At 36.8% G+C, this 22,252-nt stretch carries 18 protein-coding genes; 10 read left to right on the top strand and 8 right to left on the bottom strand.

What is annotated here, in order from left to right; genetic code table 11:
• Window positions 1–230 precede the first annotated feature (230 nt).
• Window positions 231–1,250 carry a class 1 fructose-bisphosphatase gene (gene fbp / locus ACXX8U_RS11585; RefSeq protein ID WP_458565973.1) on the top strand — a complete coding sequence of 340 codons (1,020 nt, stop codon included), beginning with the start codon at window positions 231–233 and terminating at the stop codon, window positions 1,248–1,250.
• Window positions 1,251–1,322: 72 nt separating this feature from the next.
• On the opposite strand, the gene ACXX8U_RS11580 is transcribed toward fbp, so the two are convergent.
• The 3 genes from ACXX8U_RS11580 to ACXX8U_RS11570 form a co-directional block, all read right to left on the bottom strand.
• Entirely contained in the window at window positions 1,323–1,754 is a 432-nt protein-coding gene (locus ACXX8U_RS11580; RefSeq protein ID WP_458565972.1) for a tellurite resistance TerB family protein, read from the bottom strand.
• Window positions 1,755–1,897: 143 nt separating this feature from the next.
• The gene (locus tag ACXX8U_RS11575; RefSeq protein WP_458565971.1) at window positions 1,898–3,673 is read right to left on the bottom strand and encodes a cytochrome-c peroxidase; all 1,776 of its coding nucleotides are present in this window, start codon (window positions 3,671–3,673) and stop codon (window positions 1,898–1,900) included.
• 73 nt (window positions 3,674–3,746) lie between these two features.
• Window positions 3,747–5,231, bottom strand: a complete 1,485-nt coding sequence (locus tag ACXX8U_RS11570; RefSeq protein ID WP_458565970.1) for a PhoX family protein — start codon at window positions 5,229–5,231, stop codon at window positions 3,747–3,749.
• A 384-nt stretch (window positions 5,232–5,615) separates the two neighbouring features.
• Between ACXX8U_RS11570 and ACXX8U_RS11565 the strand changes: the two genes are divergently transcribed.
• The 3 genes from ACXX8U_RS11565 to ACXX8U_RS11555 are packed head-to-tail and all read left to right on the top strand — an operon-like array spanning window position 5,616 to window position 8,220.
• Window positions 5,616–6,209 (top strand): HupE/UreJ family protein, encoded by a 594-nt coding sequence (locus ACXX8U_RS11565; protein ID WP_210787954.1) that lies wholly within the window; start codon window positions 5,616–5,618, stop codon window positions 6,207–6,209.
• A 1-nt stretch (window position 6,210) separates the two neighbouring features.
• The gene (locus ACXX8U_RS11560) at window positions 6,211–6,642 is read left to right on the top strand and encodes a deoxycytidylate deaminase (RefSeq protein ID WP_166132914.1); all 432 of its coding nucleotides are present in this window, start codon (window positions 6,211–6,213) and stop codon (window positions 6,640–6,642) included.
• Window positions 6,643–8,220 carry a S41 family peptidase gene (locus ACXX8U_RS11555; RefSeq protein ID WP_458565969.1) on the top strand — a complete coding sequence of 526 codons (1,578 nt, stop codon included), beginning with the start codon at window positions 6,643–6,645 and terminating at the stop codon, window positions 8,218–8,220.
• A gap of 6 nt (window positions 8,221–8,226) precedes the next feature.
• Here the strand turns inward: ACXX8U_RS11555 and ACXX8U_RS11550 are convergent, their stop codons facing one another.
• The 3 genes from ACXX8U_RS11550 to ACXX8U_RS11540 form a co-directional block, all read right to left on the bottom strand.
• A complete protein-coding gene (locus ACXX8U_RS11550; RefSeq protein ID WP_458565968.1) occupies window positions 8,227–8,832 on the bottom strand; it encodes an FAD-dependent oxidoreductase in 606 nt (201 codons plus the stop codon).
• Window positions 8,833–8,834: 2 nt separating this feature from the next.
• Window positions 8,835–9,038, bottom strand: coding sequence for a hypothetical protein (locus tag ACXX8U_RS11545; RefSeq protein ID WP_166132920.1), 204 nt, complete (start codon window positions 9,036–9,038; stop codon window positions 8,835–8,837).
• Window positions 9,039–9,133: 95 nt separating this feature from the next.
• Window positions 9,134–9,709: a MarC family protein gene (locus ACXX8U_RS11540; RefSeq protein WP_458565967.1), complete on the bottom strand. Its 576-nt coding sequence runs from the start codon at window positions 9,707–9,709 to the stop codon at window positions 9,134–9,136.
• Window positions 9,710–9,892: 183 nt separating this feature from the next.
• On the opposite strand from ACXX8U_RS11540, the gene ACXX8U_RS11535 reads away from it, so the two are divergent.
• The 6 genes from ACXX8U_RS11535 to ACXX8U_RS11510 all read left to right on the top strand — a co-directional run bounded on the left by ACXX8U_RS11535 (window position 9,893) and on the right by ACXX8U_RS11510 (window position 19,293).
• Entirely contained in the window at window positions 9,893–10,471 is a 579-nt protein-coding gene (locus ACXX8U_RS11535) for a DUF3109 family protein (RefSeq protein WP_210787950.1), read from the top strand.
• Window positions 10,472–10,723: 252 nt separating this feature from the next.
• The gene (locus ACXX8U_RS11530) at window positions 10,724–11,701 is read left to right on the top strand and encodes a ribonucleotide-diphosphate reductase subunit beta (RefSeq protein ID WP_458565966.1); all 978 of its coding nucleotides are present in this window, start codon (window positions 10,724–10,726) and stop codon (window positions 11,699–11,701) included.
• A 259-nt stretch (window positions 11,702–11,960) separates the two neighbouring features.
• Complete coding sequence (locus tag ACXX8U_RS11525; RefSeq protein WP_458565965.1) at window positions 11,961–14,375, top strand: ribonucleoside-diphosphate reductase subunit alpha; 2,415 nt, start codon at window positions 11,961–11,963, stop codon at window positions 14,373–14,375.
• A 70-nt stretch (window positions 14,376–14,445) separates the two neighbouring features.
• Complete coding sequence (locus ACXX8U_RS11520) at window positions 14,446–14,916, top strand: RDD family protein (RefSeq protein ID WP_458565964.1); 471 nt, start codon at window positions 14,446–14,448, stop codon at window positions 14,914–14,916.
• A gap of 298 nt (window positions 14,917–15,214) precedes the next feature.
• Window positions 15,215–16,558, top strand: coding sequence for a dGTP triphosphohydrolase (gene dgt, locus ACXX8U_RS11515; protein WP_458566406.1), 1,344 nt, complete (start codon window positions 15,215–15,217; stop codon window positions 16,556–16,558).
• A gap of 77 nt (window positions 16,559–16,635) precedes the next feature.
• A complete protein-coding gene (locus ACXX8U_RS11510) occupies window positions 16,636–19,293 on the top strand; it encodes a T9SS-dependent M36 family metallopeptidase (protein ID WP_458565963.1) in 2,658 nt (885 codons plus the stop codon).
• A 71-nt stretch (window positions 19,294–19,364) separates the two neighbouring features.
• Here ACXX8U_RS11510 and ACXX8U_RS11505 read toward each other — a convergent pair whose 3' ends face one another.
• Window positions 19,365–20,297, bottom strand: coding sequence for a DUF3078 domain-containing protein (locus ACXX8U_RS11505; protein WP_458565962.1), 933 nt, complete (start codon window positions 20,295–20,297; stop codon window positions 19,365–19,367).
• A 142-nt stretch (window positions 20,298–20,439) separates the two neighbouring features.
• The gene (locus tag ACXX8U_RS11500) at window positions 20,440–22,221 is read right to left on the bottom strand and encodes a 1-deoxy-D-xylulose-5-phosphate synthase (protein WP_458565961.1); all 1,782 of its coding nucleotides are present in this window, start codon (window positions 22,219–22,221) and stop codon (window positions 20,440–20,442) included.
• Window positions 22,222–22,252 lie beyond the last annotated feature (31 nt).

Raw genomic sequence — 22,252 nt, 5'->3', positions numbered from 1 at the left:
TTAAGTTTTGTTGAAATCGAGTAATTGTCACTTTGCTTTATAGCGTGAACAAGCTCGAAATAAAGTTAATTATAAACTTCGATTATCGCAAAAAATGCGGCTTCTGAGTACTCAAAATTGAACTTTTTACAGCAAATATACAATAGAGCTAAACTAAGTGCGTATTATTCAATTCATTTTCACAAAAAAAACGATATTTGTGACTTCAAAATAACTACAACGATTTCGTAATGGAAGAACGCAACAAAACACTAGGAGAATTTATTATTGAAAATCAAAATGCTTTTCAGTATTCGTCAGGAGAATTGTCCCGAATTATCAACTCAATTCGATTGGCAGCCAAAGTTGTCAATTATAAAGTTAACAAAGCAGGATTGGTTGACATTGTAGGTGCTGCTGGTGAGCAAAATATACAAGGAGAAGACCAGCAAAAACTCGATGTTTATGCCAATGAGGTTTTTATTCAAACTTTAATTAACCGCGAAATTGTATGCGGTATAGCCTCTGAAGAAAATGATGATTTTATTACCGTAGAAGGTAGTGATAATAGCCACAATAACAAATATGTGGTTTTGATGGATCCGCTTGATGGCTCTTCGAATATCGATGTAAATGTTTCGGTTGGAACTATTTTTTCAGTGTACCGTCGTGTAACTCCTATTGGCACTCCAGTTACCATTGAAGATTTTTTACAGCCAGGAATTAATCAGGTGGCAGCAGGATATGTAATTTATGGTACATCAACTATGCTTGTTTATACTACCGGACACGGAGTTAATGGCTTTACTTTAAACCCTGCCATTGGTACTTTCTATTTGTCGCACCCTAACATGCAGTTTTCACAGGATGGTTCTATTTATTCAATCAATGAGGGCAACTACATTCATTTCCCGCAAGGAGTAAAAGATTATATCAAATATTGTCAAACCGAAGAAGAAGACAGACCTTATACTTCAAGATACATCGGAAGTTTAGTTTCTGATATTCATAGAAATATGATTAAAGGTGGCATTTATATTTATCCTACCAGTTCAAAAGCACCAAACGGTAAACTGCGTTTGCTTTACGAGTGCAATCCAATGGCTTTTATAGTAGAGCAAGCAGGAGGAAAAGCTTCAGATGGATTTAGCCGAATAATGGAAATTACGCCAACAGAATTGCACCAACGTGTTCCTTTTTTCTGCGGAAGCTACAACATGGTCGAAAAAGCGGAAGATTTTATGCTTAAAGCAAAGCTGAGTAAATATTAAGACGCACCATTCAACATAAAAAATGCCCCAAATAGTGAACTACTTTTTGGGGCATTTTTATAGAACAAAAGTTTATTTATTCATGTTTTGCATTTCTTCGAAGAAGGTGTCAAAATCAACTTCTTTATCTACAAGAACCAGGGCTTTGTGTACGATGTAATTGACGTTATCAATATTAAAGCCTAAACCTACACCAATTTTGCGAAGCATTAATTCTTGCTGATCTCCTAAATGCTGGTCTACATGTACAATTCGCGCCAAATCGTACAAGCGTTCTAAACGTTGCTCGTGCAAGTAAGGCGGATTGATTGGGTAGTTCATTGGGTTTTCTAGAATTTCTTCATACTCAGCCGCCGAAATTTCAAGACGAACGGCTAACTTGTTTAAAAATTCTTTTTCTTCTGGCGAAAACTTGCCGTCAGTAAGTGCAACACGTGCAATAGAAGCAAAATGGCCTTTGTTTCTTTGCTTGAATTCGCTATCAAATAAATCTGAAAATGACATAATTATGAGTTTTATATCTAACAAAGATAAGGCTATTTTTAAAATCAGCGGCTTGTTTGATCTGGCTTTTTCAGTACTATTTGATATATAAAACTACAGTATTTGATGCTGAGTTTGTATTTAAATCAAGCAATCATTAGTTTTTATTTACTATCCGAAAGTGTTTTCATAAAGGCAACGAGCGCTTTCTGTTCTTTGTCGGTCAAATTGAGTTTGTCTGTAGGTAAGGTTTGGTTGTCAACCGCAATTCCGGTACCTGCGCCTCCACCTTCATTATAAAAAACTACCACTTCTTCTAATGATTTAAATACGCCATTGTGCATGTAAGGAGCTGTTAATGCTACATTTCTTAGTGTTGGTGTTTTAAAAGCGTGCAGTAATTGTGGCATTTTGTATTGGGCATAACGTCCTAAATCAGGATCTATTTTTTTTCCGTTTTTGATCTGCGGTGTTCCAATAACTTCTTGTTCCGTTTTTTTATAAGCAGGCGGTACCGTGCCATTAAGCAGCGGAATAAAATGGCAGGTAGCACATTTTCCTTTTCCTGCAAAAACGTTAAATCCTAATTGTTCCTCTGCAGACAAAGCAGTTGCTGGTTCTGTAAAGTGTTGATCAAATTTGGAGTTGAATTTATTTAAAGAGCGCACATAACTTGCAAGTGCGTTTTGCAGTTGCCATTCTTCTAGTTTTTTGCTCTTCGGGAATGCTTTTTGAATTAATTTTTGATAGCTAGGATTGTTGCTAATTTTGTTGATATTATCCCGAATATTGCCATGCATTTCATCTTTATTCTGAATCACATCCAAACTTTGTTTTTCTAAATCGGTTTGACGCATATCCCAAAATTGCGCATTTTGAAGTCCGGCGTAGGTTAATGTAGGTGTGTTTCTAAGTAGTTGACTTCCGTTTAATGACAAGTTGGTTTTTAGTCCGTCAGTAAAAGCCAATTCAGGATTATGGCATGAGGCACAGCTGCGGGTTCCTTCTTTTGAAAATGAGGTGTCATAAAACAACTCTTTGCCAAGTTGCGCTTTCGCGGAAGTGTATGCGTATTCTTGTGACGGAATGAACGCATCAACATTGAACACTTTTGATCCAAATAACGAACTAGCTGTTTGTAAAATAGCATTAGTTTTATCAACGTTCGCAATTTTATAATGCTGCTGAAACTCTTGTAAATTTTTTGAAATCGGGTTGAGGTAGTTTTTAATAAAAAGCGTACGATCAAAACTATTAAAATCTTTTGCGCTGTTGCAAAAAGCGGCAGCTTTACGAATGCGCTCTAATAAACTGTTTTGAATTTGCGATGGTTCTTGATGCAGCTTTTCAATTACAGAGGGTAGGGCTAACAAACTAGCTTGTGCTTCTGGGATAGAATTGTTGGCAATAGGCGAGTCAAACCCTGTAATTCCGAGCGTGATGATGCGATACATTTGCATTTTTACAGCATCAACAACATAATCTGGGCTGATAGTAATTGCTGAAACATGTTCTTTTACTTGCATGATCAATCCTTTCAAAACAGCAATTTCTCGCTGTAAAGTAGCTTTCTCTTTGGTTGAAAATGTTGGGTAAATCAGCTCTTCGATAACTTGAAAACCACTTGGATTCAAAAATTTATTTTCTTCTACCTCTAGTTCATCGAGTGCTGGACCATTTATAAATCGCGCAGGTTCAGGGGTAAAGTATTCTACAGCCCATTCAATTTTTTTGTAAGCAAGGCGGCTTTTTTCAAAACTTTGTTGTAGCTGTTTGTTGCTAACATTTTTTTCTGCCATTTGCTCAAATGCTTCTATTTCCTGATTCAATTGGGCAATCTGCTGTAATAGTTCTTCCTTTGGTCCTAAGGTTTCATATTCTTTCTGACAAGAGAAAAAAAGTAATGTAAATAAGGGAAGAATTTTTAGTAAGGATTTCATAATAAACCGAGTTGTAATAAACCACAACAACCCAAAGTGAATTTGGGTTGTTATAGTTTGGATTTTAAAGGTGTTATCTCTGTACGTTTCTAATGATAATAGTTTGACCGCCTTCTTTATTAGTGTTTAAACCGCTTCCGTCAGCATTCGAGAAAGCATCTTTTTGCCAAGTATGCGGGTGAATATTCACTAAAAAGGTGTTTGGTACTCCAATTACATCTGAGATATCTTCCATGGCACCGTACTCCCAGCTACCAAAACGCATTTCATTAGTTTGGTTGTAAGTTGTATTCCAAGCAGCGTCAGTTCTTTTGTGGTTCATTGTCAACCAAGGTTTGTTTACCTTAGATGCGATGTTGTATTGCCAGATGTAAGAATCGTGCTGAGCAGCAGTATAGTAAGAATCTCCATCCTCTTGTGTGTACACATAATTCTCAGTTACTGTAATATTATCTGGATTGATAATTCCTGTTCCTGGAGTTGAGTCACCTTCAATTACCAACTCTAATTTTCCTTTTAACGGATTAGCATCGTCTAATATCAATTTGTAAACGCGTCCCCACATAGTATAACCTGCAACTGGAGCATTAGCGCTAGCTTGTCCGGTAGCTGTAAAATACAATTCACGGTTATTTTTTGCTGATCCTTTGCGGTAATCAACATCTTCTACTCTTGAAAAACGAATGGCTCCCAAGTTGTTTACAGTAGTGTTGATTACTGCGCCAGTTAAATTTTTAGCATTCGGAATTTCAACAAATGAAACGTCAAATGAGGATCCCATTCCCATACTCATTTCGGTTTGGTTTCCGTCGTTTCTTTTCAAGGCATATAATTTTCCGTTGTTTAAATCTCCAACAGTTTCGCTCATGTACATGATCACTTGTCCTGCACTAGCGTGAGAGGTAGAGTACGACTGATCTTCGCCAATTACGATTACAGTTTTTCCAGGATAAGCTTGCTTCGTCAATGGTACTGCATTTTCCATACTTGCTTTTCCTAAAGCTGGTAAAACACGATCAGTTCTTTTTTTCATGCTGCTTAGCCCAAGCGGATCAATTCCGTGTACCATACTTTCTTCACCACTTTCTCCAGCAGTCAAAAATAATGGTCCAAAACCGTGAATAGCCGGCACAGCTAGTGTAGCCGAGCACAGACGAGTCATTCCGCCTACTGCATCAACAATATAATCTCCTTTTACTGGTTTTAAGGTTTTGTCAAAATATACTCTTGAAACTGATTTTAATATTTCGTGGTTGGTAATCATAATGTAACCGTCTCCAGCAGGATCTTTCATGAATCCAGCCCCGTCAGGTTGTGCCCCGTAAATAAAGCCTGGTGATTGTGCCAATACATCTGGGCTACTCAATAAAGAAGTAATTTGTAAGTTTTCGAATCCTTCTTTGGCAACAGCCAATGGTGGAACACTTGAAGTTGCCGCAAAATTAATAGCAGTATTTAAAGCAGGAGCTTCATTGTTGTCATCTTGACAAGCTACAACAGCAGTAAGTAATACTGATGTTAAAGCTATTTTTTTTAATAATTGTTTTTTCATGGTCATAGTGTGTTTTTGTTTGTTCGAATGCAAATCTAGACCATGAATCAAAATCTTTGTTTAGGGTAATATTGTCGAATAATCATTAAAATGTTGCCTTAGTTTTACCGAATTGTAAAGTTGTAAGGTTAAAGTAAATTTAAGATTAGCTAAAAAATTTAAGGCTTCTACAAGGTATTTCGAGTAAATACAAACCAGATGAATTTGTGCTTTTAAGCGTTTTTCTGGTGAAAAATTGTTAAGATATTGAGCTGCATTTTGCCAATCGCCAATTACTATGTTTTAGGAAGTCAATCGTGCGTGTTAGCATACATATTTGCCCTTTTAGCAGATAAATTTTCAAAAATAATCGTATGTTTACAACCCTTTATCCACCTTAAATGAATTTTGATGAATGAATTTTGGATCTACTTTCAAATAGGTTTAAAACACGTTTTAGACCTCAATGCTTACGATCACGTTTTGTTTTTAATGGCGCTTGCCGTTCCATACGCGTTTAAAGATTGGAAACGAGTAGTTTTACTTGTTACTTTGTTTACTCTTGGTCATACCATGGCTTTGGTACTGTCCGTTTTTGAAATCATTGTTATTAAAGCGAACGTGGTGGAGTTTTTAATTCCAATAACGATTCTAATCACCGCACTTTTTAACTTATTTACCGCCGGAAAAAACAATAAAAAAGAAAGTATTAATCTGGTAGTTTTTATAACCTTATTTTTCGGTATTATTCACGGTTTGGGATTTTCGAATTATTTTAAATCTATTTTGGGCGGAGATGCCGCTTCAAAAGTGTTGCCATTGGCAGAGTTTGCACTTGGTATTGAAGCCGCACAAATGATTGTTGTTTTTGTACTTTTGGTACTGTCTTACATCGTGCAAACTGTTTTTAGATTTTCTAAACGAGATTGGACTTTAGTAATGTCTGCTTTTATAATAGGTGTGGTTATTCCGATGATAATTGCAAGTGAAATTTGGAACCGATAAAATGAGCGAAAAAAAATTAAATAAATACGATAAAGCCTATTTGCGCATAGCAAAAGAGTGGAGTTTACTCTCTTATTGCAAACGCAAGCAGGTAGGTGCTATTATTGTGCGTGACCGAATGATTATTTCGGATGGTTACAACGGTACTCCGAGTGGTTTTGATAATTGTTGCGAAGACGATGAAGGTATAACCCGTTGGGATGTCTTGCATGCCGAGGCCAATGCAATTTTAAAAGTAGCGCGTTCTACACAATCTTGTGAAGGAGCTACTTTGTACATTACGCTTTCGCCCTGCAAAGAATGCAGTAAACTCATTCACCAATCAGGAATAAAAAGGGTAGTGTATCATAATGGGTATCGGGATGACTCGGGCATACAATTTTTGATTAAAGCAGGAGTAGAAGTAGAGCATATTCCAATTCTTGAAGAATAAATGAAGGTTAATTTTAAATATTTACCACTTATTTTAGGCGCAACACTTGCGGCGGGCGTACTATTGGGGAGTGTGATTCAATTGCCAGGATCGAGCAATTTGTTATCTAAAAACAATTCTAAAACTAAACTCAATAAACTAATTGATTTTATTGATGCCGAATATGTAGATGAAATCAATACCGATTCGATTGTAAATTTGACAGTAGATAAAATTTTGGCGCAACTAGATCCGCATTCTGTTTACATGCCACCAACCGAACAACAAGAGGTGGCAGAGAGTATGCAAGGAAATTTTGTGGGTATTGGAGTTAATTTTTATATGTACAAAGACTCTGTTGCTGTTATTAAACCTGTTGAAAATGGACCTTCGGCAAAAGCAGGATTGTTACCAGGTGATCGTATTTTGTATGCAGACAAAACCAAACTTTTTGGTCGAAAATTGCCAACAGACAGTTTATTTAACAAATTGAAAGGCGAGGTAGGCTCAAGCATCGAGTTGACTATTTTTAGAAAATCCATTCAAAAAAAGTTAAAGGTTAAAATCAAACGTGATATCATTCCGATCAAAAGTGTGGATGTAGCCTTACTCCTCAACCCAACAACGGGTTACATTAAAATCAATCGTTTTGCTGAGACCACTTACGAGGAGTTTATGACAGGACTCAACATGCTCAAGAAAAAGGGAGCTACGTCACTTGTTATTGACGTACGTGATAACGGCGGTGGTTATATGGAAGAAGCCATTGCCATAGCCGATGAATTTTTGCCTGATGAGCAACTGATTGTATTTACGAAAGCCAAAAACGGCACTACAACTAAAACGTATGCTACAGCAAAAGGTAGTTTCGAAAAAGGAAAAGTATTTGTTTTGGTAAATGAAAACAGTGCCTCAGCGAGTGAAATTCTAGCAGGAGCTATTCAAGATAACGATAGAGGAACTATTGTAGGTCGACGAACTTTTGGAAAAGGGCTAGTGCAACGCGAAATGAATTTTGCAGATGGTTCAGCCGTTCGATTGACAATTGCACGCTATTATACGCCAACCGGCCGTTCCATCCAAAAACCGTATTCGAAAGGGAATGAAGCTTATTTTAAGGAATCGGAAGGACGCATAGCCAATGGTGAGCTGTACTCCAAAGACAGTATAAAAGTGGCAGATACACTTAAATTTAAAACCAAAAAAGGTAAAATTGTCTACGGCGGCGGCGGGATTGTACCTGATGTTTTTGTTCCTATTGTGGCTGAACACGGTCAAGAAGAAACTGCTTATTTCCTGCAATCGGGTATTGTGGGTAATTTTGTTTTTGAACAACTTGACAATAAGAAAACAAGCTTAAAAGGATTGACTTTTGAAAAATTACAAGCCAAAATACAATCGACCACTGCTTATGTGAAAGCTTTTGAGGAGTTTGTGTTTAAAAACGGATTGGATTTAGATTTCTCGAAAAGTAAAGATTTGGTAAAAAAATACCTCACCGCTGAATTTGCCAAGCAATTATTTGGCGAGCAGCGCTATTATGAAATGCTTGTTCGTGACGACGCCATGTTGAAAAAAGTACTTCCCGTTAAAAAATAAAAAATTTTATCGAATGCTGTCGTGTGCATGTGTTTGTATGCCATCGTTCCAAAGTGTCAGAATATCTGTAGCTACAGCAGCACCACTTCCTGCAGCAATGGCTAATTGGCTTCTCCAGCCTGCCAAAGTACCAACAACATAAATGCCTTTTGTTACAAGATGGTCGTTGTTTTTTAGTTGTATGCGTTGCTTGGATTCTAATGATTTTTGGTGCGGAATTACATATTCCATCAAGCCATCAATAGCAAAAGTATTCGCTGATCCAATTCCTACTACAATTAGTTTGCTGCTGTAGGTTGCTTTGTTGGTGTGCACAATAAAATGCGGTGCAGCTCCTTGAATACACAGCACTTTTTCATTGGGAATAGTGGTAATGTGTGGGTAGGAGTTTTGCAGTTGGGTTACGCTATCTGCTAAGAGCGTAGCGCCAAGTGTACCTGCGGGAATTCCGTAAGCATTATTAAAAAGCGCCTCTTGTAAAGCGCTACTTTTTTGATGTGTAAAAATGCCGATTTTTTTATCAGTGGTAAAGGGTTTGTTTTTTGCAGATCCTAAAACAAGTGCACAAGACATCCCTGAAGCACCACCGCCAATGATCAAAACATCAAACATGCTTACAAGTTTTCTTTTGTTTTTTCTTCTATTTTTTTAGAAACTCTAAAAATTAATAAAATAAGCACAGCGCACAATGAAGCTCCAATGCCAATAAAGGCAACTACGCTATCTCCTTTAAAAGGATTGTTGAAGTCCAATAAAGTAACATTAAAGACGATTAGCGCTAGAGCTAAAAATACCAGTATGTTAGTAAAGATTTTCATAAAAAATTTTGATTTTTAAAGCATAAATAGCAATATAGCTATCTCTATCAATGATTTTGGTATTGTTTGAGTGTGTAAACTTATAAAAAAAATAGTTAAGCAAATAGACCTTTAACATTAGCAGCGAATAATTTAACAGCAATAGCTAATAATACCACCCCAAAAGTCTTTCTGATTACGCCAAGTCCGTTTTCACCTAACATTTTTTCAATTTTAGAAGACGATTTTAGAACGACGTAAACCAATATAATATTTAAAATAATTGCAATAACAATGTTGAGCGTATTGTACTGTGAGCGTAATGAAAGCAAGGTAGTCATAGTTCCTGCACCTGCAATTAGCGGAAACGCAAGAGGAACGATAGAGGCAGAGCTTGCTTCCTCGTCACGATAAATGCGGATTCCTAAAATCATTTCAAGTGCCAAGAAAAACAACACAAATGATCCTGCTACAGCAAATGAATTCACATCAATACCGATGAGGTTCAGTAATTCTTCACCTGCAAAAAGAAACACAATCATGATTATACCCGCAACGATGGAAGCTTTCTCCGATTCGATAATGCCATGTTTAGCTCGTAAATCCACAATAATTGGAATAGATCCAACAATATCAATAACGGCAAAAAGCACCATGCTTACAGTTATTATTTCTCTTAAATCTAGTCCCATATCGATGTGTTTTAAGGTGCAAAAGTATTCATTTTTGGTTATCAATAAAGGAGTTGTGGCTTTTTTTTACTGCTTGAAAATAAATTTGATTAAGTTTTTTTGAATCTCGCATTTTGATTTTCATACATTTCTTTTTTTGTTTTTGTGGGCTACTTTTTCGATTTGTTTGAATACCTTTGCGGCATGTTTCAACTAGGAAAAACCATCGTCTCTGAGGACTTACTCGAAAAAGAATTTGTATGCAACTTATCAGCTTGCAAAGGAGCTTGCTGTGTAGATGGGGATGCTGGTGCGCCTTTAAGTGAGGAAGAAACTAAAATTTTAGAGGCCATTTATCCAAAAGTGAAGCCTTTTTTGCGCAAGCAAGGCATAGCAGCTATCGAGGCACAAGGAACTTGGGTAACTGGAACGGATGGGGAACTAGAAACTCCTTTAATTGATAATAAAGATTGTGCTTACGTAATTTTTGATGGCAAGACCGCATTATGTGGTATCGAACAAGCCTACAATCAAGGAATAATCGACTGGAAAAAACCTGTTTCTTGTCATTTATATCCGGTCCGTGTTAAAGATTTTAGTGAGTTTGCAGCGGTAAATTATGATAAATGGGACATCTGTGACGCGGCTTGTTCCCTTGGTCAAGAACTTGAAGTACCGGTGTACAAATTTGTCAAAGAAGCTTTGGTTAGAAAGTTTGGCGAAGACTGGTATGCTGAGCTGGAAACTGTGGCAGAAGAACACAAAAACAACCCAAAGCGCTAACTGATAAACTGCTTTTCTTCTTTTTAAAAATCCTATATTTTACGGTGCTTAGCGCCATTTTTGGAATTACAAAAAACTGATTTACAGCGTTTTGTAATTTGAATGAATTTGCCTTTGTTTTTCTGTGGTTTGTTAAAAACTAGGTCCGATTGTGAATAAGTTTGACTTTTTATTGAAGCAATATTTCACAATCTTTGTACTCCGCAGAAAGCAATTTTTTTCGATAAAATCACAAAATAAACACAACATACAATGACACAAGTGGAGCCAATTTTACAAGAAAACAAAAATCGTTTCGTAATTTTTCCGATTAAACATCATGATATTTGGGAGTGGTATAAAAAAATGGAAGCTAGTTTTTGGACTGCTGAAGAAATCGATTTGTCTCAGGATTTAAATGACTGGAATAATAAACTTTCTGATGATGAGCGGTACTTTGTAAAACATATTTTGGCATTTTTTGCTGCTTCAGATGGAATTGTAAATGAAAACTTGGCAGAGAATTTTGTGAATGAAGTACAATATGCTGAGGCGAAGTTTTTCTATGGTTTTCAAATCATGATGGAAAATATTCACAGCGAAACCTACTCTTTGTTGATTGATACTTACGTGAAAGACGAAGCGGAGAAAGATGAATTGTTCAATGCGCTTGATGTATTTCCTGCAATCAAGAAAAAAGCAGATTGGGCTCTGAAATGGATTGAATCAGATTCGTTTGCAGAGCGTTTGATTGCTTTTGCAGCCGTTGAAGGAATCTTTTTCTCAGGTGCATTTTGCTCTATTTACTGGTTGAAAAAACGTGGCTTAATGCCAGGACTTACCTTTTCGAACGAGTTGATTTCTCGTGACGAAGGAGTTCACTGTGATTTTGCGGTTCACTTACACAATCACCATTTAATCAATAAAGTACCTACAGAAAGAATTAGAGAAATCATTGTAGATGCTTTGAATATTGAAAGAGAGTTTATTACCGAGTCGTTACCAGTATCATTAATTGGAATGAATGCAGGATTGATGACACAGTACTTGGAGTTTGTTGCAGATCGTTTGTTAGTAGAATTAGGTTGTGATAGAGAATACAATACGGCTAATCCTTTTGATTTTATGGATATGATTTCATTGCAAGGAAAAACCAACTTCTTCGAGAAAAAAGTAGCTGAATACCAAAAAGCAGGTGTGATGAACACCGATGAAGAAGCACAAAAAATTACCTTCGACGCTGATTTTTAATCGGTTTTGAATATACCTACTACCTTCCTAGCCCCGATGGAAGGGAAAATCCTTTTTAGTCCTGATTTTTCTCAGGACTAAAAAGATTGGAATGACAGCGGGATAAGCTCCCGAAAATAAAGAAACTGAACTTTATTCTAAATCAGTAACCACCAAAAGTAGTTGCTGCCACAAGAGTTGTGGTGGTCATGCTACGAAATAATCAACAAATAACTTAAAACAGAGAAGGGATTTTCTGTTTTTTAAAACCACTTTGCATATGTATGTAGTAAAAAGAGACGGGCACAAAGAGCCTGTAATGTTTGACAAAATCACGGATAGAATTAAAAAACTATGCTATGGTTTGAATGATTTAGTAGACGCTGTAAAAGTGGCGATGCGTGTTATTGAAGGACTTTATGATGGGGTAACTACCTCAGAATTGGATAATCTTGCGGCTGAAACTGCTGCCTCAATGACCATTGCACACCCGGATTATGCACAATTGGCTGCTCGTATTGCAATTTCGAATTTGCATAAGAACACTAAAAAATCTTTCTCAGAAACGATGAATGATATGTTCAATTATGTAAATCCTAGAAACGGTCAGTACGCACCTTTGTTGTCAGAGGAAGTGCACAAAGTGATTATGGATAATGCGGAGTATTTAGATTCGCACATTATATACAATAGAGATTTCAATTACGATTATTTTGGTTTTAAAACGCTAGAAAGATCGTATTTGCTTAAGATAAACGGTAAAATTGTAGAGCGTCCGCAGCACATGTTGATGCGTGTATCTGTGGGGATTCACTTAGGTGATTTGAAATCGGTTATTGAAACCTACGACTTAATGTCGAAAAAATTCTTTACCCATGCTACGCCTACCTTATTTAACGCGGGTACGCCAAAACCTCAGATGTCGAGCTGTTTCCTATTGGCTATGCAAGATGATAGTATTGATGGGATATATGATACGTTGAAACAAACGGCTAAAATTTCGCAATCAGCAGGTGGAATTGGACTTTCTATTCACAACGTGAGAGCTACAGGATCGTACATTCGTGGAACAAACGGAACTTCAAACGGAATTGTACCGATGTTGCGTGTGTTCAATGATACGGCTCGTTATGTAGATCAAGGTGGCGGAAAACGTAAAGGAAGTTTTGCAATTTATATAGAAACCTGGCATGCTGATATCTTTGACTTCCTAGACTTGAAAAAGAATACAGGAAAAGAAGAAATGCGTGCAAGAGATTTGTTTTTTGCAATGTGGACTTCGGATTTGTTCATGAAACGTGTGCAAGAAGATGGATTATGGACCCTAATGTGTCCGAACGAATGTCCGGGCTTGTATGATGTGCATGGAGAAGAGTTCGAAAAAATGTACACTGATTATGAAAAAGCAGGTAAAGGTAGAAAAACCATCAAAGCGCATGAATTGTGGGAGAAAATCCTAGAGTCGCAAATTGAGACTGGAACGCCTTACATGTTGTACAAAGATGCAGCCAACCGCAAATCGAACCAAAAAAATCTAGGTACTATTCGTTCGTCGAATTTGTGTACTGAGATTATGGAGTTTACTTCAAAAGACGAAATTGCTGTATGTAACTTGGCTTCGTTGTCATTGCCAATGTTTGTTGAGAACGGAGCATTCAATCACGATTTGTTTTATACCGTAACTAAGCGCGTAACGCGCAACTTAAATAAAGTAATTGACAGGAATTATTATCCGGTTAAAGAAGGAGAAAACTCTAATAAACGCCACCGTCCAATTGGTTTAGGAGTGCAAGGACTAGCAGACGCATTTATCATGTTGCGTTTGCCGTTTACAAGTGAAAAGGCTAAAAAACTGAATCAAGAAATTTTTGAAACGATGTACTTTGCGGCCGTAACAGCATCAATGGAAATGGCTAAAGAAGAAGGACCGTATTCAAGTTTTGCGGGATCGCCTATTTCGCAAGGAGAATTTCAATACAATTTATGGGGATTAACCGATGGTGATTTGTCAGGTCGTTGGGATTGGGCTTCGCTTCGTAAAGAAGTTATGGAGCACGGTGTTCGTAACTCCTTATTGGTAGCGCCAATGCCTACAGCTTCAACTTCTCAAATTTTGGGTAACAACGAAGCATTCGAACCGTACACTTCAAATATTTATACCAGACGTGTACTTTCGGGTGAGTTTATTGTAGTAAACAAACACTTGCTTCACGATTTAGTAGAGCGTGGCTTGTGGAACGAAACCCTGAAACAAGAGTTAATGCGTAACAACGGATCGGTGCAGGCGCTTGATATCCCTCAGGATTTGAAAGACCTTTACAAAACCGTTTGGGAAATGTCTATGAAAGATATTATCGATATGTCACGCCAACGTGGGTATTTTGTAGATCAGTCACAATCATTGAACTTGTTCATGCAAAATGCTAATTATGCAAAATTAACTTCAATGCACTTTTACGCTTGGCAATCAGGTCTTAAAACCGGAATGTATTATTTAAGAACAAAAGCTGCCGTTGATGCAATTAAATTTACCTTAAACAACGATAAAAAAGCAGAACCTATTGTTATTAAAGAACAACCCATTGCAATTCCGGTTGTAGCCGAACCTGTAGAAATGACTACAGCTGAATACAGAGCCATGATCGAACTAGCCAAAAATGCTGGTCCAGAAGATTGTGAAATGTGTGGATCGTAAATAAAGATTAAAAAACAGTCAAATAAACAGCTATCATTTTTGGTAGCTGTTTTTTAGTTTTAGAAAAAAAATGGAAAATAATTATATCGTACCTAGATTTATTTTAGCATCCAAGAATATTCGGATGGTTAATTTTGTAATTGATTTACTTTTTTTGCAGTTGATTAAGTTTTTGATTTATCTCGTTGCGGTTTTTATTCCGTTTGGTGACGCTTCCCTATTCAATTGGTTTTCATCGTTCAGTACAGCTGAGAATTATATCTTTTTTTCTATTTTGATGTTCGTTTATTATTCGGCTTTTGAAAGTTTAACATCTAAAACTTTAGCAAAGTTTATCACCAAAACAGTAGTTGTTCTCGAAGATGGTTCAAAGCCAGAGTTACTTACAATTTTAGGTAGAAGTATACTGCGACTAGTTCCATTTGAATATTTCACATTTCTAAGAGGAAGAAGTTTAGGAATGCACGATAACTATTCAAATACTTTTGTAGTTACTGAAAAAAAATTACTCGAAAGTAAAGAACAATTTTTTCGATTATAAAAACTAAGCCTTCTGTTTTAGTTTCGTTCTTTTTCTGGAGCTATTTCCTGCTATTCGTTACAATCTTTTTAAGGCTTCTAGCCTTTAACAGGCTAGAAGCCTTAAAAAGGATTTCCACTGCTATCAGGGCTAGGAATTGCCCGGAATACTTGATATAACTCACTATTAGAACACTTCCATTTGAAGCAGTCAACACTCAAAAAGACCTTGCGCTAAAACCCGAGTACGCATTATTCGTACGCTCAAATCTTTTTCTTTATATTCGCTCCTTTAAAACTAGAAAATTAGATTAGCAATGATGAACTGGGAACAACTTTTATCACTTAAACGTCAAGGCGACAAAGGCAAACGATTGCGTGTAGAACAAGATGACACTCGTTTAGGTTTTGAAGTAGATTATGATCGTATCATTTTTTCTTCGGCGTTCAGAAGTTTACAAGATAAAACACAAGTTATTCCATTATCCAAAACTGATTTTGTGCATACCAGATTAACACATAGTCTGGAAGTATCAGTCGTTGGACGTTCTTTGGGGCGTTTGGTAGGAAAAAAAATCATCGCAAAATACCCGCATTTAAAAGAAGTACACGGTTATCATATAAATGATTTTGGGGCAATTGTGGCTGCAGCATCATTGGCGCACGATATTGGGAATCCGCCTTTTGGACATTCGGGTGAAAAAGCTATTGGAGAGTATTTTTCGATTGGAAACGGACAAAAATACAAAGATCAGCTTACCGCAAAAGAGTGGCAAGATTTAATTGATTTTGAAGGTAATGCTAATGGTTTTTCGGTACTTACTGCAAGCCGTCCTGGAATTGAAGGAGGACTTCGTATTTCGTATGCAACTCTTGGTGCTTTTATGAAATATCCAAAAGAGAGTTTGCCTAAAAAACCTACTAAAAATATCGCGGACAAAAAATATGGTTTTTTTCAAACAGACAAAGCTTTTTTTAAAGAAGTAGCCCAAGACATGGGTTTGATTCCGAATAAATCTGGAGAAGATGTTGGGTTTGAACGCCATCCCTTGGCGTATCTCGTTGAGGCTGCCGATGATATTTGTTATACCATCATCGATTTTGAGGACGGAATGAATCTTGGTTTGGTTTCGGAGGATTTCGCATTGGAATACCTTATAAAATTAGTAAAAGACAGTATTGACACTTCTAAATACAAAACCCTTGAAACCAAAGAAGATCGCATTAGCTATTTGCGTGCGTTAGCAATAGGAAGTTTAATTAGCGATGCTGTAAAGGTTTTTGTTGAAAACGAAGAGCTTATTTTGCAAGGAAAATTTCCTTATGCCCTGATGGATAAAAGCAAATACAAAGCCCAGATGGATGATATTATCAAGATTAGTGTCGAGAAAATTTATCAAAGTCGTGAGGTAATAGAGAAAGAAGTGGTTGGTTATCAAATTATTCAAACCTTGTTAGATAAATTCATAATCGCTTTCAATAACAAATACAATGGTATACCATCAAACTACGATGCACTACTTTTAAAAATGCTACCCGAGAAACACCACCTCCAAAAAGAGGATTTGTACGGGCGTTTGTTACATATTTGTCATTTTATTTCGTTGTTAACTGACGGAAATGCATTATTATACTACAAAACCATCACAGCCTCAAAAAGTTAAAATTTATTAGTTTTTAAAAATACACTTTCAATATTGTAAATATTGGTTATTTTTGCTTCACCAAACAGCCAATATTTATGAAAAAATTTTTACTATTCGTTATTTTATCTTTTCCTTACTTTGCCTTTTGTCAGAGTAATAGTGAAATTATTAAGAATTACTTAAAAAGTCCATCTGCTAGGGCAATGGCCTCTAGTCAATCATTGCAAGATTGGGTAATTCAAAGTGAATCCCCTTCAGAAACTACAGGCATTACCAATTGTTTTGTAGTGCAACGTTACCAAGGCATAGAGATTTTTAGATCTATTTCCAATTTTTCTATTAAAAACGGAAAGGTTATAGGTCATCAGGAGCGTGTTTTATCTGATTTAAATAAAAAAATCAATGCTACAAAACCTTCTTTGTCAGCTACTGAAGCTGCAGCTAAAGTTTATTTTCAATTAGGCTTACCATTGGCCGGTAATTTTCAAACTAAATCGCATCCACAACCTAATACATATACTATTAGTACCGGGGTAAGTAACGAAGAACCTATTGAAGCCAATTTAGTTTACCATCAGAGCAAAACTGGTGATTTAAAATTGGCTTGGGATATGACAATACCAACCGCTGATCATGATAAGATTTGGAGTGTTAGAGTAGATGCATTGAACGGTAAAATTTTGGAAAAAATCAATACCGTTATTAGTTGTAGTTTCGATCATAAAGGCGTTATTTCAAGCCATGATCATTTGAGTAGCCCAGAATCAATATCATACAAGCAAATTTTCACTCCTTTTAAAGCTCAAGTTCAAGCCGGGACTTATCGAGTGTTACCATTTCAAATAGAAAGTCCTATTCATGGTAATTTTCAACTATTAAGTAATCCAGCTAATTCTAATGCATCACCTTTCGGATGGCATGATACAGATGGAAATACTGGAGCTGAATTTACTACTACAAGAGGAAATAATGTATGGGCAAAAGAAGATTTTATGTCTGATAACTCCTTGACCGCTTATAGTCCAGAGGGAGGTTCTTCGCTTTTATTTGATTACCGTTATGGAGGTACAAGTGTTAGTGCATCTAGTTATATTGATGCGGCTTGTACTAATTTGTTTTACATGAACAATGTAATGCATGATGTTTGGTATCAGTATGGATTTGATGAGGCTAGTGGAAATTTTCAGCAAAATAACTACGGAAAAGGAGGCACTGCCGCTGATTATGTTTTTGCTGATGCTCAGGATGGTTCATCGGCTTCACCGCAACGCTTAAATAATGCTAATTTTGCAACTCCAGCTGATGGAGGCAGACCCCGCATGCAAATGTTTTTATGGAACACCGAACCTTCAATAAGTCCGGTAATTATAACCGCTCCAAGTATTTTAGCAGGTACTTATGGTGCTAGACAAAACGCCTTTAATCCCGGAAAAATAGATTTGCCAGTTGCACCTGCATTTTTACAATCAGATTTAGCGCTGTACATTGATAATTCTGGTGCTGGATCGCTAGGTTGTTCAGGTCCAAGTAATGCTGCGGCTTTGAGTGGTAAAATTGTAATATTATACCGTGGATCTTGTAATTTTGCTGTCAAGGCTAAATTTGCACAAGATGCTGGCGCTATTGCTGTTATAGTTGTAAATAATGTTGCAGGTGAAATAACTATGTCTGGTGCCGATGCAAATATTGCAATTCCAGTAATCAGTATCACTAAGGTTCTAGGAGATAGAATAGTGGCTCAAATGCAAAATAGTCCTGTTAACGTTAAATTACAAGTAGAATCGTCCCCTTTTATTAATTCAGATGGTGATTTTGATAATGGAATTATAGCACACGAATACGGTCACGGAATTTCTACTCGTTTAGCAGGAGGAAGAAATAACTCCCGATGTTTAGATAATACGGATCAAATGGGAGAAGGATGGTCAGATTGGTTTGCCTTGATGATGCAATTAAAACCGGGAGATGTTGGTACTGCGAAAAGAGGAATTGGAACTTTTGTTTCTTCTCAAAAAACTGATGGTGTGGGTATTCGTAGTTTTCCATACTCGACTGACACTTCGGTAAATCCAATGACATATGGTACTACAAACTCTTTTCAGTTTTTAAATGCCGATAATGTTGAGGAGACTTCTGTACACGGTGTAGGGTCAGTTTGGGCAACGATGCTATGGGATTTAGCATGGGCTTACATTACTAAATATGGATATGATGACAACAAATATACAGGAAAAGGAGGCAATAATAAAGTCATGCAGTTAGTGTTAGACGGATTGAAGTTACAGCCTTGTAGTCCTACTTTTGTAGACGGAAGAGACGCACTTATTGCTGCTGACCAAGCTACAACCGGTGGTAAAGACTTTTGTCTGATTTGGGAAGTTTTTGCAGCGAGAGGTTTAGGAGTGAACGCTTCTGCAGGCTCTAACAATATAGGAAACGATCAAGTCGAAGATTTTACAAGACCAGCAGCTAACGCAAATTGTACGCTAGGGACGGCAAGCATCGATGAAGAAAATGTAATGCGAGTGTATCCAAATCCATCTCAGGGTAATATTACTGTTCGCATCAATAACTATGATGGTTTAGTAAATATTAAAATCAGTGATATAACAGGACGCGTTGTTTTTCAAAAAGACAAAGAATCGTTCAATGGCGAAAAATCATTTAACGTTAGTCCTATTGCTGCTGGAGTTTATATTCTAGCTGTTGAAGGCGAAGGTTTGCGTTATGTAGATAAATTAATTATCAAATAAATAGATTGACACATCATAAAAAAGCCCCAACAGTTTTGCTGTTGGGGCTTTTTTTTTGAGGAGTAATAAATTTAAAAGATGTATTCAATTCCAACTCCTATCGCTTGACGCAATTGAGTTTTAGGTCCTTCGGTTACCTGTACGCCTTCAATTTCTCGTTTCGATTTAATATCGTCATCATAAATTACATGTGCACCAATGTTGGCTTTAACATATTGGTTCACTACGAGCTCAACTTGTAAGTCGCAATCAACATCGACATTACCAAAACGGTTGATGTAATCAGAATATAAAGTCAATCGATTTTCAAGCGTTATGTTTTTTGCAAGCTCCTTTCTGTATTTACTAGTAGCCAAAAATCCAAGTTCAACCTTTGCCATTTCACCCGGAGTTATAATGTTTCCTTCGGCATCAACCGTGGCTTTTACTACTCCAAAAGCACCTTGGTTTGCTAATCTCTGATCCAAAACTAAAGTAGTTTTAAATGTAAAAGGTGAAATATAAAAGGTTCTTTTTTTGTCTTTATCTACGTTTTCAGCACCTACTCCCATGAAAATGTACGCTGGTGCAAAAGGCTTTGAGATGGCTTTGTCGGTATTAGGATATGCGTATCCGTTGGTAAACTGAGTGTTGAAATTAAATTTAGCAGAGTGAAACCAATTTGTCAATGTATCTCTACGGTAGCCAAAGGTGGAGTTAAATTGCAAGGCATCCTCCGTTTTCCTAACTTCAATTCCATCTTGTTTGTTTAAACCATAACGCACTAGCAATTCATTACTCCAATTAAAGTTTTTTCGATTATAATTTCTATGAAATTTACCTTTTAACAATCCTGAAATAGAGCTAGTTCCACCGGCAGACCAATTGACAAAAGCTACTTCAGAAATATCAAAACCAATACTGTTTTTTTTGGTCCAATGCGAAAGTGGTAAATAGTGTGTTTTAGTCTGGATTTTTAATGGAATTCGTAATGAGCTGATATTGTTCATTGGTACTGAAACCATTTTTATTTGGCTCGGACTAAAAACAGAGTCTCTTTTTTGAGCAAAAATGTGATGAGGTAAGATTAAAATGAGAGCAAAAAATACATTTTTTAAATAGTTCATGTTGTAGAATAGTAGTTTTAGTTGTGCAAAGTAAACATTTTTACAAACCCGAAAAGAGCTCTTTTAGGCTTTTAACGTCAATTTTGCAAAATTGTTGTAACTCGTTTACAGTTCCATGTTCGATAAATTCGTCAGAAATTCCTAAAATTGTTATGTTTGACGTGTAATGATGTGCTGCAGCAAATTCGGTTATTGCACTTCCAAAACCACCAACAACAGTTCCATCTTCAATGGTAATGATGGTTGAAAACGTTTTGAAAATAGTATGTAAGGCATTTTCGTCTAAAGGCTTTACAAACGGAAAATCGTAATGTGCAATCTTGTTTTCATTTTTGTTTTGGTCAAGTGCCAAAGATACATTTTGAGCAATTGTTCCTGTTGATAAAACAGCCACTTTATCACCAGTTACTAAACGCGAGCTGGCCCCGATTGATATTTTTTGGTAATTCCCTCTGTAGTCTTGTTCCCAGTTCTTAATAACTCCCCGACCTCTCGGATACCGAATAGCAATCGGGTTTGCAAGTCCTAATTGCGCGGTGTATAAAATATTTTGAAGTTCAATTTCATTTCTTGGAGCATAAACAATTAGGTTAGGAATGCAACGCAGGTAAGCCAAGTCAAAAACACCGTGATGGGTAGCGCCATCTTCGCCCACTAAGCCAGCTCTGTCCAAACAAAAAATTACAGGGAGATTTTGCAATGCCACATCATGAATGATTTGGTCATAAGCTCTTTGTAAAAATGTCGAGTAAATATTGCAATAAACAATCATGCCTTGTGTTGCCATTCCGGCAGCTAAAGTCACAGCGTGTTGCTCTGCAATACCAACGTCAAAAGCACGTTCTGGAAATGCCTCCATCATGAATTTCAACGAACTACCAGAGGGCATCGCAGGGGTGATTCCTATTATTTTTTCATTTTTTCGAGCCAAGTCTAAAACGGTCAAGCCAAAAACATCTTGGTATTTTGGAGGTAAATTTTCTTCTTGTTTTGTAATGATTTCGCCAGTTGCGGCATCAAATTTTCCTGGTGCGTGGTATTTTACTTGATCCTCTTCGGCTTGTTGCAAGCCTTTTCCTTTTGTAGTAATTAAATGTAGAAATTTAGGCCCCTTTATTTTTTGTAATCGCTTCAATTCTTTGATTACAGCAAAAATATCATGACCGTCAATAGGCCCCGAATAATCAAAATTCAAGGACTTTATCATGTTGTTTTGCCTTGGGTTTTTCCCCTCTTTTACAGCAGTGAGGTATTGTTTTAAGGCACCCACGCTAGGATCAATCCCAATAGCGTTATCATTGAGAATTACAAGTAAATTGGCATCAGTAACACCCGCATGGTTCAACCCTTCAAAAGCCATCCCTGATGCAATTGAAGCGTCACCAATAATAGCGATGTGTTGTTTGTTGAAATCGCCTTTCAAATTAGAAGCAATTGCCATTCCGAGTGCTGCTGAAATAGAAGTGGAAGAATGGCCTACGCCAAAGGTATCGTAGCTGCTCTCACTTCTTTTTGGGAAACCAGAAATACCGCCGAGTTGACGATTGGTATGAAAATTTTCTCTTCGGCCGGTAAGGATTTTATGTCCGTAGGCTTGATGACCCACATCCCAAATCAATAAATCATTCGGGGTGTCAAAAACATAGTGCAAGGCAATTGTCAATTCAATAACACCTAAGCTTGCGCCAAGATGACCCTCTTTTACGGCCACAATATCGATGATAAAATCACGTAATTCTTGTGCAACTTGAGGAAGTTGCGCTTCGTCAAGCAAGCGTAAATCGGTTGGGTTATTGATGTTTGAAAGTAAATTATCTGACATGAAGCAAAGGTACGATTTGAAATTGTATTTT

This window comes from Flavobacterium sp. GNP001 (genome assembly GCF_054343775.1).
This window is presented reverse-complemented; position numbering and strand designations above follow the sequence as displayed.